This is a genomic window from Pseudomonas sp. p99-361, from assembly GCF_003935475.1.
Taxonomy (GTDB): Bacteria; Pseudomonadota; Gammaproteobacteria; order Pseudomonadales; family Pseudomonadaceae; genus Aquipseudomonas; species Aquipseudomonas juntendi.
In genome coordinates this window covers 33,585-48,050 of sequence record NZ_RHQO01000014.1, presented here as the reverse complement: position 1 = coordinate 48,050, position 14,466 = coordinate 33,585, and the positions used below count along the sequence as shown (strand labels likewise).

Annotated in this window: 15 protein-coding genes; 8 read left to right on the top strand and 7 right to left on the bottom strand. The window is 63.9% G+C overall.

Features of this window, described 5'->3' with window-relative positions; translation table 11 throughout:
* Positions 1-106: 106 nt before the first annotated feature.
* On the bottom strand, positions 107-2,548 hold the full coding sequence (locus EGJ22_RS09015; protein ID WP_029886594.1) for a penicillin acylase family protein: 2,442 nt from the start codon (positions 2,546-2,548) through the stop codon (positions 107-109).
* A gap of 103 nt (positions 2,549-2,651) precedes the next feature.
* The gene (locus tag EGJ22_RS09010; protein ID WP_029886593.1) at positions 2,652-3,992 is read right to left on the bottom strand and encodes a PLP-dependent aminotransferase family protein; all 1,341 of its coding nucleotides are present in this window, start codon (positions 3,990-3,992) and stop codon (positions 2,652-2,654) included.
* Between the two features lie 180 nt (positions 3,993-4,172).
* Between EGJ22_RS09010 and EGJ22_RS09005 the strand changes: the two genes are divergently transcribed.
* The 4 genes from EGJ22_RS09005 to EGJ22_RS08990 are packed head-to-tail and all read left to right on the top strand — an operon-like array spanning position 4,173 to position 7,769.
* Positions 4,173-4,877 (top strand): serine O-acetyltransferase, encoded by a 705-nt coding sequence (locus EGJ22_RS09005; RefSeq protein WP_009684584.1) that lies wholly within the window; start codon positions 4,173-4,175, stop codon positions 4,875-4,877.
* The gene (locus tag EGJ22_RS09000) at positions 4,874-5,662 is read left to right on the top strand and encodes an alanyl-tRNA editing protein (RefSeq protein ID WP_029886592.1); all 789 of its coding nucleotides are present in this window, start codon (positions 4,874-4,876) and stop codon (positions 5,660-5,662) included. The genes EGJ22_RS09005 and EGJ22_RS09000 overlap by 4 nt, the downstream gene beginning before the upstream one ends.
* The gene (locus tag EGJ22_RS08995) at positions 5,659-6,870 is read left to right on the top strand and encodes an MFS transporter (RefSeq protein ID WP_009684587.1); all 1,212 of its coding nucleotides are present in this window, start codon (positions 5,659-5,661) and stop codon (positions 6,868-6,870) included. Before EGJ22_RS09000 ends, EGJ22_RS08995 begins: the two co-directional genes overlap by 4 nt.
* Positions 6,867-7,769: a pyridoxal-phosphate dependent enzyme gene (locus EGJ22_RS08990; protein WP_029886591.1), complete on the top strand. Its 903-nt coding sequence runs from the start codon at positions 6,867-6,869 to the stop codon at positions 7,767-7,769. The genes EGJ22_RS08995 and EGJ22_RS08990 overlap by 4 nt, the downstream gene beginning before the upstream one ends.
* Positions 7,770-7,853: 84 nt before the next feature.
* Here the strand turns inward: EGJ22_RS08990 and EGJ22_RS08985 are convergent, their stop codons facing one another.
* From EGJ22_RS08985 to EGJ22_RS08970, 4 genes are read right to left on the bottom strand one after another with little or no spacing between them, the layout of a single operon-like run.
* The gene (locus tag EGJ22_RS08985) at positions 7,854-8,051 is read right to left on the bottom strand and encodes an SEC-C metal-binding domain-containing protein (protein ID WP_009684590.1); all 198 of its coding nucleotides are present in this window, start codon (positions 8,049-8,051) and stop codon (positions 7,854-7,856) included.
* Positions 8,052-8,058: 7 nt separating this feature from the next.
* Positions 8,059-8,535, bottom strand: a complete 477-nt coding sequence (locus EGJ22_RS08980) for an LEA type 2 family protein (protein WP_009684591.1) — start codon at positions 8,533-8,535, stop codon at positions 8,059-8,061.
* Positions 8,532-9,014, bottom strand: a complete 483-nt coding sequence (locus EGJ22_RS08975; protein ID WP_029886590.1) for a YchJ family protein — start codon at positions 9,012-9,014, stop codon at positions 8,532-8,534. The genes EGJ22_RS08980 and EGJ22_RS08975 overlap by 4 nt, the downstream gene beginning before the upstream one ends.
* 2 nt (positions 9,015-9,016) lie before the next feature.
* Positions 9,017-9,511, bottom strand: coding sequence for a DUF6231 family protein (locus EGJ22_RS08970; protein ID WP_029886589.1), 495 nt, complete (start codon positions 9,509-9,511; stop codon positions 9,017-9,019).
* A 159-nt stretch (positions 9,512-9,670) separates the two neighbouring features.
* On the opposite strand from EGJ22_RS08970, the gene EGJ22_RS08965 reads away from it, so the two are divergent.
* The 3 genes from EGJ22_RS08965 (at position 9,671) to EGJ22_RS08955 (ending at position 11,605) form a co-directional block, all read left to right on the top strand.
* Positions 9,671-10,366: an OmpA family protein gene (locus tag EGJ22_RS08965; RefSeq protein WP_009684601.1), complete on the top strand. Its 696-nt coding sequence runs from the start codon at positions 9,671-9,673 to the stop codon at positions 10,364-10,366.
* Between the two features lie 212 nt (positions 10,367-10,578).
* The gene (locus EGJ22_RS08960) at positions 10,579-10,854 is read left to right on the top strand and encodes a DUF1145 domain-containing protein (RefSeq protein WP_009684602.1); all 276 of its coding nucleotides are present in this window, start codon (positions 10,579-10,581) and stop codon (positions 10,852-10,854) included.
* Positions 10,847-11,605: a collagen-like protein gene (locus EGJ22_RS08955; protein ID WP_029887502.1), complete on the top strand. Its 759-nt coding sequence runs from the start codon at positions 10,847-10,849 to the stop codon at positions 11,603-11,605. Before EGJ22_RS08960 ends, EGJ22_RS08955 begins: the two co-directional genes overlap by 8 nt.
* 91 nt (positions 11,606-11,696) lie before the next feature.
* Here EGJ22_RS08955 and EGJ22_RS08950 read toward each other — a convergent pair whose 3' ends face one another.
* Positions 11,697-12,161 carry a CopD family protein gene (locus EGJ22_RS08950; RefSeq protein WP_029887503.1) on the bottom strand — a complete coding sequence of 155 codons (465 nt, stop codon included), beginning with the start codon at positions 12,159-12,161 and terminating at the stop codon, positions 11,697-11,699.
* A gap of 98 nt (positions 12,162-12,259) precedes the next feature.
* On the opposite strand from EGJ22_RS08950, the gene dinG reads away from it, so the two are divergent.
* On the top strand, positions 12,260-14,404 hold the full coding sequence (gene dinG, locus EGJ22_RS08945; protein ID WP_029887504.1) for an ATP-dependent DNA helicase DinG: 2,145 nt from the start codon (positions 12,260-12,262) through the stop codon (positions 14,402-14,404).
* Positions 14,405-14,466 lie beyond the last annotated feature (62 nt).

Sequence of the window (14,466 nt, the reverse complement as noted above, 5' to 3'; positions counted from 1 at the left end):
CGTAGGCGCTGGTTACCGAGAGTACTTGTTAGGAGCTCGGAACCAGCTTGGGAGTTCGAACCATTTCTTCGAGGGAAAGGGTCACAGGCTTCCATGCCCGGGTACGCTACTTGCCCGGCACCAGCGTCAAGCGCTGGTTGCCATACGCTCGCGCGAAGTTCTGCTGTTGCAGCGGCAAGCTCATGAAGCGGCCTTTAAACCAGGCATCCAGCCCATCGCTGTAATGGGCGCTGGCCGGGTTGCCGGACTGGCCACTGCTGGTCAGCACCTGCAGCGGTTCGGCCTGGCCGAAGTCGACGATCATGCGCGCGGAGGCGGGCAGGCGGGTGGTGAAGTCACTGCCCCAGGCGTACGGGGTGAGCGCGAGGGTAGTGAAGTCGCCACCTGCGGCTTGCGGCGCACGGCTGAGCGCATCGCCCAAGCCATGGTAGGCCGGCGCCGGCCAGTGGTACTGGTGCAGCTTGCCCCATTGCCAGGCGCGGCGGTCGGCGCCCAGCTGCGCAGTGCCGGCATCTACGGCTGCCGCCAGGCTGCGGGCCAGAATGGCTGGCTTGTCTTCTTTCTGCGGGGTGTTGCGGTCGTCCCAGAACGGGCTGTCGTCGCGCCCCAGCAGGTGATCGGCCTGTGCCGAGAACGACAACCGCGCGTTGCTTACGAAGGCCTGCCAGGCAGGGCTGGACGCAGGGCCGAGGTCATCGAGGAAAGTCTGCCTGGCGACTTCCTGCAGGAACAGTTCATACAGCGCGGCGTCTGCCGATACCGGGCTCAGGCGACCGTCGAATGCCTTGAGCCGCGCCAATGCCTCGCGGGCCTTGTCGCGTTGTGCGCCTGGCAGGGCGTCGATTGCCTGCTTCAGCGGCTGGGCCATGCCGGGGGCGTCGAACATCTGCTTGAGCTGATTGGCCAGTAGCGTGACCTGGTCGTTCTGCAGGGCCATCAGGCTGCGGCTGTCATGGCGGCCATTGCCAGCCAGCTGGGCCAGGCGCTCGGCACGCTCAGGGTAGTACCAGGTGCTGGACAGCTGCATGCCATAACCGCGTGGCTGGCTGCGCTGGTTGGCATGGCCGATCCAGCCAGCAGTGGGATCCTGGTCGTACGGGTGCAGCATCGGGTCGGCGTAGCCGTCCCAGTCATAGCGCCCGTCCCAACCAGGGGAGGGCAGCAGGCCCTGGCCTTCGCGGCGGTTGGGGTAGCGCCCGCTGACCTGCCAACCGATATGCTCGGGCTCGGCGAACACGAAGTTGAGGGCGGCCGTAGTGACCTCGCGGGTGCTGTCGAAGGCGCGCTCGAGGTTGCCGGCGCGGGTCAGGTCGAAGAGCGCATCCAGGCTCCGGTCGCCCTTGAACTGCGGCAAGTTCAGGGCCAGGCCCAGGCTGGCGTTGTCGGGCTGGGCCAGCAGGGTGCCGTGGCGGGTGTCATACATCACTTCGCGCTGTGGCCGCTGGCCGCGCACGAAGAAGGTTTCGCTGCGCGCGCGGGCCGGCACCCACTTGCCATCTGCCAGGTAGCTCAGCTGGCTGCCCTGGCGGCGCAGTTGTTCCAGGAACAGGTCCTGGTTGTCGGCCATGACTGCGCTGCTGCTCCAGGCCAGTTTGCCGTTGTAGCCGGCCAACACGATCGGCAGGCCCGGCAGCGACAGGCCGGCAACCTGGTACTTGCTGGTGTGGATTTGCACCGGGCTGAGGGCCCAGGCGGCGCGGCTGTCACTGGCCAGCAGGCTTTTGCCGCTGCGGCTGCGTTGCGGGCCCAGGGCCAGGTTGGCCGAGCCTGGGCTACCGAGCAGGTCGAGGTCGGCCAGCTTCTGGCTGGCGGCCGCCAGCGCCGGCAGCCCTGGCAACTGGCTGGCCAGGTTGAGGCCCTTGAGCTTGTCGACTTCGCTTGTGGCCAAGGGCTCGTCCGGTGCACCGGGCAGCAGCCAGGCCAGTTTGTCGCTGCCGACTTTCTGCGCCAGGGTCAGGGCGCTGAGTTCTTCCTGCAGGTTCACCGACTGGCTGAACGCATACAGGCAGAAAAGCAGCGCCGAATCTTCAGGCTTCCAATATTCGGGGCGATAGCCACTGTTGGCCAAATCCGCTGGCAGCTTATCGCGGTAGCGGAACAGGTAGGCATTGACCCCGCGTGCGTACACCTCGAAAAAGCGCTTGAGCCGTGGCGATGCGTCGGCGTATTGCTGGGCGGCGCTTTGCTTGAGGTTGGCGGCGCGCATCAGGCGGTCGATGTCGAGCGCTTCGCTGCCGGCCAGTTCCGCCAGGCGGCCTTGGGCCAGCAGGCGCATGGCGACCATCTGTTCGATGCGGTCGCCGGCATGCACATAGCCCAGGCTGAAAAGGGCGTCATGGAAACTGCTGCTTTCGATCAGCGGTGCGCCCATGGCATTGCGCCGCACCGAGACGTTCTGTGCCAGGCCCTTGAGCGGCTGCACGCCGCTGGCGGGTGGCACGCTGCCCTGGTAGCCGCCGGTCTGGCAGCCGGCCAGCCCAAGCAGGCCGAGCAGCGTGGCAGCGGTGGTGAACCGCGGGCGGAAATGAGGAAAGGCGGCGGCGGCCATGGCAAGGGCTCCTGCAGGGCGAGGCGAGTTTGCAAAGGCGCTAAGGTAGTGAGCGCGCAGGCGCCATGCAAGGTCCCAGGTCGGTTTATTTGCCGGTGGCGGGTCAAACCTCGAAGTGCCCTGCCAGGGCATCGGAAAAATGCGTGCAATTGATGCGGGCGTAACGCCGGTAATCACGGCTGACAGCGAACGCCGAGCCGGGCATCAGCAGGATCTTGTGTTGTTCCAGCTTGCGCATCAACGGCTGCAGGTCAGGCAGTTGCGGGTGGTAGACCCAGAGGAACATGCCACCCTGCGGCGCGATCTCGAACTGCCAGCCGCGCTCGAGCAGCAAACGCTGTGTCTGTACTTGCTGGCGGATCAGCCGCTGCTGCACATCTTTCATGTGCCGGGCGTAGGTGCCGTCCGACAGGATGGTGTTGACGAAACGCTCGCAAAACGCCGGCACCGCCACGCAGGTCAGCAGCTTGAGGCGGGTCAGCGGCTCGATCAGGTCTTGCGAGCAGGCGATGAAACCTACCCGTAACGACGCCGACAGGCATTTGGAAAAGCTGCCGATGTAGATGACCCGGTCCAGGTTGTCCAGCTCGGCAAACGTCTGGCGCACGGCCGGGCTGAAGTCGCCATACACGTCATCCTCCACCACGTAGAACTCGTGTTCCACGGCCAGACGCAGCACGCTGAAGGCGTTGTGCGGGCTGATGTTGCTGCCAGTGGGGTTGTGGAAAGTGCTGTTGCAGAAAAACGCCTTGACCTTGTGCTTGGCCAGGTAGCTGCGCATTTCTTCTACGTCTGGCCCGTCCTGGGTTCGGCGGATGCCGACCACCTGGCCGCCGGCCAGTTGTATCAGCTTGATCAGGTTGCCGTTGCCCGGCTCGTCGACGAACACATGGTCACCCGGCTTGATCAGCAACCGGGCGACCAGGTCCAGGCCCTGGGTGGCGCCAAGCGTGGTCAGCAACTGGTTGGGGCGCACTTCAACCCGGGTCAGGCGTTTCATGTGCACGCACAGCTGTTTGCGCATGGGCAGGTAGCCCTGGATATCGCCGTACTCGGCCAGGGAGCTTTGCTCCAGCCGCGCCGTGCGCCGAATCGCCTTGGCCAGCAGCTCGGTGTCGCGCCACGCCGGGGGCAGCCAGCCGCTGCCAAGTTTGGTGTAGTGCTGGCCGCCCTGCAGCAGCCGGAACAGCGGGTCGCCGGCCATGCACTCGGGTTCGTGGATCACGTTCGCCTGCCGGCTGCGGTTGGCGACGAAGTAGCCGCGCCCTGGCGAGGCGGTCAGTACCCCTTCGCTGACCAGCTGGGCATAGGTCGAGACCACATCGTGGTAACTGAAATGGACCGCCGCCGTGAGCTTGCGAATGGAGGGCATGCGCTGCCCCGGCAACCATTCCCCTGCATCCAGGCGTTGCTTGAGCAATTGATGAAGGCTGCAGGGGCTCATGGCAGGTTCCCAACCGTTAGAAAAAAAAGCCTAACAGTTAACGGAAATGCTTGTCGACTGTTCGTTTGCACATGGCCATTACCTGCCACTATTCCCTCGTCGGAACTTTCGGCTGCCAGCCCTGGCAGCCCGTTTAACGTCTGTAAATACCAGACAACTGGATATCGAGCCGTGCACCCTATGGACATGCAATCAGCCGTCATTGCCAGGCTTCCTGTGCCTGAAGAACTGGAGTCATTCAACGTTGTAAAAAACCTTGTGACCTCGGCGTTACTGGAGTGCTGTTCAATTGAAGAATTCGAAGCGCTGAAACAAACCGATGTTATTGAACGGGTGGCGGAACAGGCCCATGACGACTTGTTGGCATTCGCCAGCAAAGACCCTGCCGCCGGCCGCGACCTGGTATTCATTGCCAGAACTTATACGTCCTATTCGGCGGTTTTGCATTATCGGCTTGCACACTGGGTGTACCGCCATGGCGCATCGGTATATGGCGCCGGTGGGCAGTGCCTCGCCGCCATGATCTCGCGCCGCGGCAAGATGCTGTCGGGCGCAGAGATCCACTTCCGCAGCCGTATTGGCGCGCGCTTCATCATCGACCACGGCATGGGCACCGTCATTGGTGAAACCGCGACCATCGGTGACGACTGCTACGTGCTCGGCGGCGTCACCCTGGGGGCCCGCGGCATCAGCGGCAACCCTTCCAGCCCCCGCCACCCGACACTGGGCGACCGGGTTCAGGTCGGCGCGTTCGCCAGCGTGCTCGGGGCTATCCACATTGGTGACGGCGCCTTCATCGGGCCGGGCTGCATCGTTACCAAAGACATCCCTGCCGCCGCCCGGGTGCAGGTCAAAACATCATTGCAGGTGGTACTCGAGTCATGAATGCTCTGAATTACGAAGTTCTGCGCAATACCGAAAAACTGTATTACAAGGATCAATACCTGGCCGCTGCCAATACGCAAGTAACGCGCGTGCACAGCGACGGTATCGAGTTGCAAAGTACCGTGGCTTATCCAGAAGGCGGTGGCCAGGAAGCTGATTATGGAATCATTGAACTTCCGATCGGCAAGGTGCGTTTTGTCTGGGTCAAGAAACTCTATGGCAGCCCTATTCGCCTGGAAGGTTTCAAAGGCGGGAAACTGGGCGGCATCATCATTCACACCGTGCACCCGGACGACTTGCACTTGCTCGATGAAGTGACTGTCGATATGCCTGCCCGTGTGAGCATCGATATTCAACGGCGCGAGCGGCTAACACTCTCTCACAGTGCCAGCCACTTCCTGTATGCCGCTGCCATCGGCCTGCGTGAGGAACTGAAGCAGTGGACCATCGGCTGCCACATCAAGGAGGACACGGCTCGGTTCGACTTTCTGGTCGAGGACGCCTTCACCGCTGAGGAGGTGATCGAGATAGAACGGCGCGCCAACGAACTGATCGGTGGCGACGCGCCCATCGAGCATTACGCCGTCGAGGGGCTGGAAGACGCACGCTTGTGGACCTACAACGGCATCGAGATTCCGTGTGGTGGCACCCACCTCGATTCGCCAAGGCGCATAGGGCGCCTGAGCGTGAAGCGCAAACGGCTGGGCAAAGGCAAGGAACGCCTGATCTGCGTGTTCCCGGATGCCGAAATCGACCTTGGCGCCTACCACGAGCATGCCTTATGAACACTACCCTGCCGCGGCGCACCTACCTGTACTTCACCGCCCAGTCGATCAACCTGACCACCGCCGTGATGTCGGTGACCATGGCGGCCATCGTTGGCGCCGCACTGGCCCCCGACGCCGCATGGTCGACGGTGCCGTATGGGTTCCAGTTCCTGTGCCTGATGCTGGCAACCTACCCGGTTTCCAGGTTGATGAGCCGTATCGGCCGCAAGAAGGCCTTCATGCTGGGGGCCATTCCGCTGGCGGTGTCTGGTGTCAGCGGCTTTCTGGCGGTGGAGCACCAGCATTTTGCCACGCTGGTACTCAGCCACTCGGCGCTGGGTGTTTACATCGCCTTCGCCAACTTCAACCGTTTTGCCGCCACCGACAACCTTTCCCAAGCCCTCAAGCCAAAAGCCCTGTCGCTGGTCGTGGCCGGGGGCGTGATTGCCGCCGTGGTGGGCCCGACGCTCACCGAGTGGCTGCGCGACGTGGGTGGCTACCCACTGTTCTCGCTGTGTTATGCCGCGTTCATCGGCCTGGCGCTGTTGTCTTTGCTGATTGCAGTGTGCCTGCCCAACGACACCGGCCTGGCCGCTGCAACCGGCAGCGCTGCCACGTCGGCCAGCAGCCGCAGCGAGCCTTTGAGCCCCAGCGTGTTGGTGGCAATGGCGGTCGCGGCGCTGGGCTACGGCATCATGAACCTGCTGATGATCCAGGCCTCGATGCACATGAAGCATATGCACGAAGACTTTACCGACGTGCGCCTGGCCATCCAGTGGCACGTGATCGCCATGTTCGCCCCGTCTTTCTTCACCGGGGCGATCATCCAGCGCCTGGGCATCCGGACTACCATCTGCGCGGGCCTGGCCCTGTTGATCGGCTGCTCGGCGCTGAATATCTGGTCGCACAGCTACAGCATGATGACCGTGGCGCTGATCGCCCTGGGGCTGGGCTGGAACCTGACCTACGTCGGTGGCGGAGCCTTGTTGGCGCAGTCGCTGCAAAACAGCCCGGCAGCGATGCAGATGCAGGGCAAGAACGATCTGGGCATTGCCATCTGCGCCACCATCGGTGCGTTCAGCCCCGCGCTGCTGTTGAGCACAGTGGGCTGGGACGGCACCAACGCCATCTGCATGGCCCTGTGCATCGGCCTGCTGATCGCCACCGTTGGCCTGTTGCAGAACAAGGCCTGCCTGCAGACTTCCATGGAAGGGAGCCGAAAATGAGCGAACTCATCAACGTCAGCGAGCGCATCTACACCAAGCTGGAAATGAACAACCCCGGTGGCAGCCACAAGTACCGCGCCGCCCGGCGCATCGTTGAGCACGCCGTGCGCAATGGCGACATCATCCCAGGGGTGACCACGGTCATCGAAAAAACCGGCGGCAGTTTTGGCTTCGGCTTGCTGGCGGCATGCCACGCGTATCAGGTGGCCGTCGAGCTGGCGGTTGGGCTGAGTTTCAGCCAGACCAAACGGGACTTGCTGGAATGCTTCGGCGCCCGGCTGATTGGCAAGGAAATGCTGATGGCCGGTGCCACGCCCAAGGACGTGGTGATGCACCACCTGGAAAACCAGGCCGCGCTGGGCAAGTCATACTTCTATACCGACCAGTTCAACAACCCGGTGGGTATCGAAGCGCACCGCTACCAGACAGCCAGTGAACTGGCGCTGCAACTGACCAACGCGGGCGCCGGCAAGGACATCCTGTTCGTTGGCTGCGCGGGCACGGGCGCCAGTTTTACAGGCATTACCCTGGGGCTGAAGGATCACGGTTTCGAGGTGTCGACAGTGCTGGTCGACCCCAACGGCTGTGACTCCAAGGCTGGCGTATTCACCGATCACCGCTTCGAAGGCATGGCGGTAGGCGTCAGCCCGCCATTTCTGGACTGGTCGCTGGTGGACGAACGGGCGCAGGTGCAGCATGCCGAAATGTTGGCAGCGCAACGTTGGTTCTATATGCAAAGCGGGGTCTTCGTCGGTAACACTGCCGCCGCCTGCCTAGCGGTTGCCCAGCGCATGGCCCAGCAGCCGCGCTATGCGGGGACCACCTTGGTGACCATCGCCTATGACGCCGGCCTGTGGTACCAGGACTTGCTGGGGGCGAACCGGCGCAAGGCCGCGTAGCGCCAGGCACGGCGGGCAGTGCTGGACCGGGGGCATGGTGCGCGAAGCAGGCGCGGCGGGCCATACCCCCACAGACGCGCTAGATCAGGCGCCGTGGCACTTCTTGAATTTTTTCTCGCTGCCGCACGGGCACGGGTCGTTACGGCCAACGTCCTTCAGGGCGTTGCGTACCGGCTCCTGATGGCCGTGGTTGCAGTGTGGGCCGTGGACATGGCCGTGGTCGTGGTGGTGGTCATGGTCGTGGTTGCAGTCAGGGCCATGAACGTGGGGTTGTTGGGACATTGCAGGGTTACTCCGGGATGTGATCACCGGGGATTATCTCACCACTGCGCGATAAGTGCAGGTCCCGGTGAATCAGCAGGCCAGTGGCCAGATCGCCCTGCAGGGTGTAATGCAGTGGCTGCCCACTTTTCAGCAGCTTGGCCAGTGGCTTGAGTTGCCGCCAGAGGTTGGTGCGTGCGGTGATCTTGAAGGTCCGCCGGTCGTGGCCGCCTACGCTGCGCCACAGGCTGGTTTCATCCTGCACCAGCAGCAGGTCATTGAGCCGCACGGCATAGGCCAGGCTGCGAATGAACAGACGGCTGTCGTTGGGGTTGATGACCTCCAGGTGCAGTACGAATTCCTGCTGCAGCAACCTGGCCTTGACCGTTTCGACCTCGACCAGGTGCACTTCAGGCGGGCGCCAGTCATCTGCGCTCCAACTGGCGCAGCCCGTCAGCAATGCCAGCAGCGAACCGAGCAGCAGCAGACGGGCGCGTTCGATCATGCTTGGTTCCCCATGTAACTGGCGCAGCATTTCTTGAACTTCTGCCCGCTGGCGCATGGGCAGGGGTCATTGCGCCCGGCCTTCAACGCGACCGTGGGGTCTATGAAGTACCAGCGCCCGGCGTGCTGGACGAATGCCGAGCACTCGCGGTGCTGGTGGTCGCCGTCCGGGTCGTGCCAGCGTGCGGTGAACGTGACAAAGGCATGCTCGGGCTGGCCGCCCAGCACTTGGGCGCTTTCCACTTCCAGCCCCAGCCAGGTGCTCTGGGCGCTCCAGGCGGCCATGCCGGCGCGGTCCAGCTGGGCCTGTTGGGCTGGCAGGGTGGTGGCGACCAGGTAGTCGACCAGGCCCAGCACGTAGGCACTGTAGCGTGAGCGCATCAGCGTCTGGGCATCGGGTGCGGGGGTACCGGCATGGTAATGCCCACAGCAGGCATCAAGCAGGTTGCCACTGCCACAAGGGCAGACCGAGACACTCATCATCACCACCAGTACTTGCCAAAGTTTTCCGGGTTGGCCCAGAACCTGGCGTTGAGCCAGTCCGGGACCTGCTTGTAATCATGCAGATCATAGGTGAACAGGCTCAACACCTGCTCATCGCGGCAGAATTTCTCGCTGGCTGACAATGCCAGGGCGAAAAAGTCGGTGTCCTGCCAGCTGCACGCCGCCAGGTCGGCCAGCACGGCAACCCGGCTGGCATTGAGGTTGCGAATGCCGCCCAGCAACTCCAGGCCGGTTCGCTTGGGCAGGTGTTCCAGGCAGTCCACCAGCAACGCCAGGTCGAAACGCTGGGCTGCCAGTTCGGCAGGCAGTGGCCCTGGCGCAGTGGTAGCGATGGTCACCTGCGGGTGCGCTTGGGCAAAGGCGTCCAGCGCCGGGAAGCGGGTGCCCACCAACAGCAGGCGTTGCGGGGTGAAGCGTTCGAGCAGGGCCGCCAGGGCCTGCTGCGGGGTACGTTGGGAAAAACCTGCGGTCATTGCCAATCCTCGTTCAAGTCGTCCAAGACTAGCCGGCTGCAGCGTGCGGGCATAGAGGCATGTGACCGCGTCGTGGCTAATTGCTGGCAGCATTGGAATGCGCGGTCTTTACTCCCAGAGATCGGCCTTATGCCGATTCCCCCTAGGAGAAGCAATGAAATGAGCATAGTACGCACAGCGTTACCCCTGGTACTGCTCACCAGTGTGTTGACTGGTTGTGCAGGTTTGCAAAAAACCGACTGGCCTAAATGTGCCGCCGTCGGGGGTGTCGGTGGCGCCGCGCTGGGCGCTATCGAAAGTTCCAGCTGGGCTGGCTGGGGCGCGTTGCTGGGCGGCGGCCTGGCGGCAGGTTATTGCTGGGCCCATGGTGATGGCGACGAAGATGGCGATGGCGTGCCGGACAGCCGCGACAAGTGCCCGGGCACCCCACGGGGTGTGCAGGTCGATGCCAACGGCTGCCCGCCAGCTGCGCCGGCGGTGGTCGAGGAAGTGGTGGTGGTGGAGAAGGAAGAAGTCATCGTCATTCGTGATGTGCACTTCGAATTCGACTCTGCACGCCTGACTGCCACTGACAAGGAGCGCCTCAACACGATTGCCACGCGGCTGAAACAGGAAGCGCCCTCTGCCCGCCTGAGTGTCAGCGGCCATACCGACAGTGTCGGCTCCGACAGCTACAACCAGAAACTGTCCGAGCGCCGTGCCCACTCGGTGACCGACTACCTGGTGCAGAGCGGTGTACCGCGCAGCAGCTTCGTGTCGGTGGTGGGGGCCGGTGAAACCCAGCCAGTGGCCGACAATGCCACGGCCGAAGGGCGTGCCATGAACCGCCGTACCGAGATCAAGATCCAGCGCTAGTTCGGCGTGCGCCCGTGCCTTGCGCAGTGGCACGGGCGCTTTCTCAGCGCCGCCGACAATGAAACCGAGGAAAGGCGCGCGCGCAACCGACGGGTGGAACTGCACCTCAGCTGACGGGTGCTGGCGCCTGCCTTGGCATTGCAGTTAATGTGGAGCGCACGGCCGGCGCGAACGGGCCGGCACGCCATAACAACAATCAATGGGGGCGGGGTATGAAGTTCATCCTGGGCCTGGGCAAGGTCCTGACAGTCGCATTCTGGGGCGTGGTGTTGTTCAACCAGTTGCTGCCCCAGCCGTTGCCTTTCAATCTGCTGATCAATGCCCTAGGCATCGTTGTGCTCAGCCTGCATCTGCTGGAAATTCTGTTCTTCAATGGCAGCTTGCGCGGGCGCAGCCACCGTTGGTTCGATCGCCTGCAAATTCTGTTGACGGGGATATTCCACGTCATGTCCATTCCCCGTGCGCAGGAGGCGCTGCGAAATGCGTAATCTGATACTGCTTGCCCTGTTGGCTGCCCCCTTTGCCCACGCCGAAAGCCTGGAGGTTGCTGCCAATTCCATGCTGCGCCTGCCGAGCAAGTCGGCCAGCGTACACCTTGAGCATTTGCGTGTTGCCGATGCTGCCACCCTGATGCTGCCTGCGTCGCTGGCGCAATTGAAGGTCGACCAGTTGGAGCTGGGGCGTGATGCGCGGATCGTCGTGGCCCCTGGCGAGCAGCCGTTGCTGATCGACGTGCGTAGCGCGCGCCTGGGCGAGGGCAGCGAGTTCAGTGCCACCGGCGCTGCGGGCAGCTACCAGCGGGCAGCCCGCCCCGGGCGTAGCCTGGACCTGGTACTGGCGGAGCTGGATGCCCAGCAGCTGGTCATCGACGCCCGGGGCGGCGCCGGTGCACCGGGCTACGCTGGGCTCGACGGCGGCAATGGCCAGGCCGGCGGCTGCACCTGGGGCCAGGCCAGCCGCGGGGCCAATGGCGATGATGGCGGCAACGGCCATGATGGTGCAGCAGGTGGGCGCATACGCCTGAGCTTGCCGCAAGGCTTTGCCCAGGAGCACATCGTCGTGCGCCTCGATGGCGGGGCGCCGGGCAAACCCGGTGAGCCTGGCAAGGCCGGCAAAGGTGGGGCGAGCAAGGGTTGCCTGGTGTACCGCACCGATGCCGGTGCCAATGGCCGACCGGGGCAGCCTGGCCAGCCAGGCTTGGCGGGGGCGGCGGGCGAGCTGATCCTGCAGCGCCTCTGAACCGTGTGCAGGGGCCTGGGTGCGGCGTTGTCGCCATGGGCCCCACCCACCGGCCGCGCAGGCAGCCCGCCAGGCGAAGGGCTGCCTGCGATCAGATCACCAGCCGCGAACTGGCCACCGCGACCACGGCCAGCCCCAGCAACAGGTTGATGCCCACCATTCGCCGAATGCGGGCCAGCACCGCCGCACCCGTGGGCCAGTCCTGCGCCTGTACCGCTGCTTTCAACTCTGGCAACAGCAAGGCCTGGATGCGCATGAACAAGGCGAACATGGCGATCCCGCCGCCGATCATCACGTGAACGTACTTCGGCGCAGTCTCGAACCCGCTGAAGCGCAGGTGCAACATGCCGATACCACTTATCGCCAAGATCGCCACCGCCAGCCAGACCCAGACGAAGAAGCGTCGGAAAACTTCCACCCACAAGCGCAGGCGCGCAGGCCCCTCAAGGGCTGTAACCGTGGCGGGGCGCAGCACCAGCCAGGCGAAGAACATGCCGCCAACCCATACCAGGGCGGCCAGAACATGCAGTGTGTAGGGCAGGGTAAAGGCGAGCATCTGGATCTCCATGCGGCACGATAGGCAATAGCGGGGTATGATAGCCGCCCCATGCGAAACACTGAAAATATATCCAGCCCTACGGGCGTCTGCAGACCATGATCAGCAACGAACTCAAAGCCACCATCCAGGGCGCCTATACGCGTTTTCTCGAAGCCAAGAGCCTCAAGCCGCGCTATGGCCAACGCCTGATGATCGCCGAAGTGGCCAAGGTGCTTGGCGACATTCCCTGCGACGATGAAGGTCGCCGTGCCGGCGAGCCTGCCGTGGTGGCGGTGGAGGCGGGCACCGGTACCGGTAAGACGGTCGCCTATGCGTTGGCCGCGATCCCGGCCGCCAAGGCCGCCGGCAAACGCCTGGTGATCGCCACCGCGACCGTGGCCCTGCAGGAGCAGATCGTCATCAAGGACCTGCCCGACCTGATGCGCAGCAGCGGGCTGAACTTCAGCTTCGCCCTGGCCAAGGGCCGTGGCCGCTATCTGTGCCTGTCGAAACTCGACATCCTGCTGCAGGAAGGCCATGCCCAGTCGGCCACTGCCCAGCTGTTCGAAGAAGAAGGCTTCCACATCGAAGTCGATGAGCGCAGCCAGAAGCTATTCAACAGCATGATCGAAAAGCTTGCCGGCAACCGCTGGGACGGGGACCGTGACAGCTGGCCCGAGGCCCTGGAGGACCAGGACTGGGCCCGGCTGACCACCGACCACAGCCAGTGCACTGGTCGCCACTGCCCGAACTTCCAGCAGTGCGTGTTCTACAAGGCCCGTGAGGGGATGGGCAAGGTCGATGTGATCGTCACCAACCACGACATGGTACTGGCCGACCTGGCCCTGGGCGGCGGCGCGGTATTGCCCGATCCGCGCGATACCTTGTATGTATTCGACGAAGGCCACCACCTGCCAGACAAGGCCATCGGCCATTTCGCCCATTACTCGCGGCTTCGCTCCACCGCCGATTGGCTGGAGCAGACCGCCAAGAACCTGACCAAACTTCTGGCCCAGCACCCGCTGCCGGGGGACCTGGGCAAATACATCGAGCAGGTGCCGGAGCTGGCGCGGGAAGTCCGCACCCAACAGCAGTTCATGTTCACCCTGTGCGAACAGGTAGCCGACTTCCGCCCGAGCGAGGACACCGAAGGCCGCGAACGGCCGCGTTACCGCTTCGAGGGTGGCGTGGTACCGGAGCAGATCCGTGAGGTCGGCATCGAGCTGAAAAAGGGCTTTGCCCGGCTCAACGATCTCTTCACGCGGCTGGCCGACCTGCTCAAGGAGGGCATGGACGGCGAGGTCAGCATCGGTATCGCCAGCCACCAGGCCGAAGAGTGGTACCCACTGTTCGGCAGCCTCGTCACCCGTGCCCAGGGCAACTGGGAGCTGTGGACGGCCTTTACCGCCGAAGACCCGGAAGACAGCCCGCCGATGGCGCGCTGGCTCACCCTGGCTGAAAGCGGGGCCTTGTTCGACATCGAAGTCAACGCCAGCCCCATCCTCGCTGCCGAAATGTTGCGCCGCAGCCTGTGGAGCGTGGCCCATGGCGCGCTGGTGACCTCGGCCACACTGACCGCGCTGGGCAAGTTCGACCGCTTCCGCATGCGCTCGGGGTTACCGCGCGATGCCGTCACCTGCGTGGTGCCCAGCCCGTTCGTGCATGGCGATGCCGGCCTGCTGCGGGTGCCCGACCTGCAAGCCGACCCGCGCGACGCTACCGCGCATACGGCGGCGATTATCCGTGAGCTGCCGGGTATCGTCGAAGGGGCCCGGGGTGCGCTGGTGCTGTTCTCGTCACGCAAGCAAATGCAGGATGTGTTCGACGGCCTGGACCGGGACTGGCGCAAACTGGTGCTGATCCAGGGCAACCTGTCCAAGCAGGAAACCCTCAACAAGCACAAGGCCCGGGTCGACGATGGCCAGCACAGCGTGCTGTTCGGCCTGGCCAGCTTTGCCGAAGGGGTCGACTTGCCGGGGGCCTATTGCGAGCACGTGGTCATCGCCAAGATTCCGTTCTCGGTGCCCGACGACCCGGTCGAAGCTGCCCTGGCCGAATGGATCGAGGCCCGCGGCGGCAACCCGTTCATGGAAATCGCCGTGCCCGACGCCTCGCTCAAGCTGATCCAGGCCTGCGGTCGGTTGCTGCGTACCGAACAGGACCGCGGCATCATCACCTTGCTTGACCGGCGCCTGGTCACCCAGCGCTATGGCAAGGCTATTCTCAATGCGCTGCCGCCGTTCCGGCGGGAGATTTCCTGATCGCCGGAGCACTTGCTTCGGCGCGCTGTCCATTACTCAGTCCTGGGCCATGACGGCCCTGA

Excerpts from the sequence above, each read along its gene's own strand:
- EGJ22_RS08990 (WP_029886591.1), top strand. The coding sequence starts at position 6,867 with ATGAGCGAACTCATCAACGTCAGCGAGCGCATCTACACCAAGCTGGAA.
- EGJ22_RS09015 (WP_029886594.1), bottom strand. The coding sequence starts at position 2,548 with ATGGCCGCCGCCGCCTTTCCTCATTTCCGCCCGCGGTTCACCACCGCT.
- EGJ22_RS08995 (WP_009684587.1), top strand. The coding sequence starts at position 5,659 with ATGAACACTACCCTGCCGCGGCGCACCTACCTGTACTTCACCGCCCAG.
- EGJ22_RS08970 (WP_029886589.1), bottom strand. The coding sequence starts at position 9,511 with ATGACCGCAGGTTTTTCCCAACGTACCCCGCAGCAGGCCCTGGCGGCC.
- EGJ22_RS09005 (WP_009684584.1), top strand. The coding sequence starts at position 4,173 with ATGGACATGCAATCAGCCGTCATTGCCAGGCTTCCTGTGCCTGAAGAA.
- EGJ22_RS08955 (WP_029887502.1), top strand. The coding sequence starts at position 10,847 with ATGCGTAATCTGATACTGCTTGCCCTGTTGGCTGCCCCCTTTGCCCAC.
- EGJ22_RS08975 (WP_029886590.1), bottom strand. The coding sequence starts at position 9,014 with ATGAGTGTCTCGGTCTGCCCTTGTGGCAGTGGCAACCTGCTTGATGCC.
- EGJ22_RS08980 (WP_009684591.1), bottom strand. The coding sequence starts at position 8,535 with ATGATCGAACGCGCCCGTCTGCTGCTGCTCGGTTCGCTGCTGGCATTG.
- EGJ22_RS08950 (WP_029887503.1), bottom strand. The coding sequence starts at position 12,161 with ATGCTCGCCTTTACCCTGCCCTACACACTGCATGTTCTGGCCGCCCTG.
- EGJ22_RS08965 (WP_009684601.1), top strand. The coding sequence starts at position 9,671 with ATGAGCATAGTACGCACAGCGTTACCCCTGGTACTGCTCACCAGTGTG.
- dinG (WP_029887504.1), top strand. The coding sequence starts at position 12,260 with ATGATCAGCAACGAACTCAAAGCCACCATCCAGGGCGCCTATACGCGT.
- EGJ22_RS08985 (WP_009684590.1), bottom strand. The coding sequence starts at position 8,051 with ATGTCCCAACAACCCCACGTTCATGGCCCTGACTGCAACCACGACCAT.
- EGJ22_RS09000 (WP_029886592.1), top strand. The coding sequence starts at position 4,874 with ATGAATGCTCTGAATTACGAAGTTCTGCGCAATACCGAAAAACTGTAT.
- EGJ22_RS08960 (WP_009684602.1), top strand. The coding sequence starts at position 10,579 with ATGAAGTTCATCCTGGGCCTGGGCAAGGTCCTGACAGTCGCATTCTGG.
- EGJ22_RS09010 (WP_029886593.1), bottom strand. The coding sequence starts at position 3,992 with ATGAGCCCCTGCAGCCTTCATCAATTGCTCAAGCAACGCCTGGATGCA.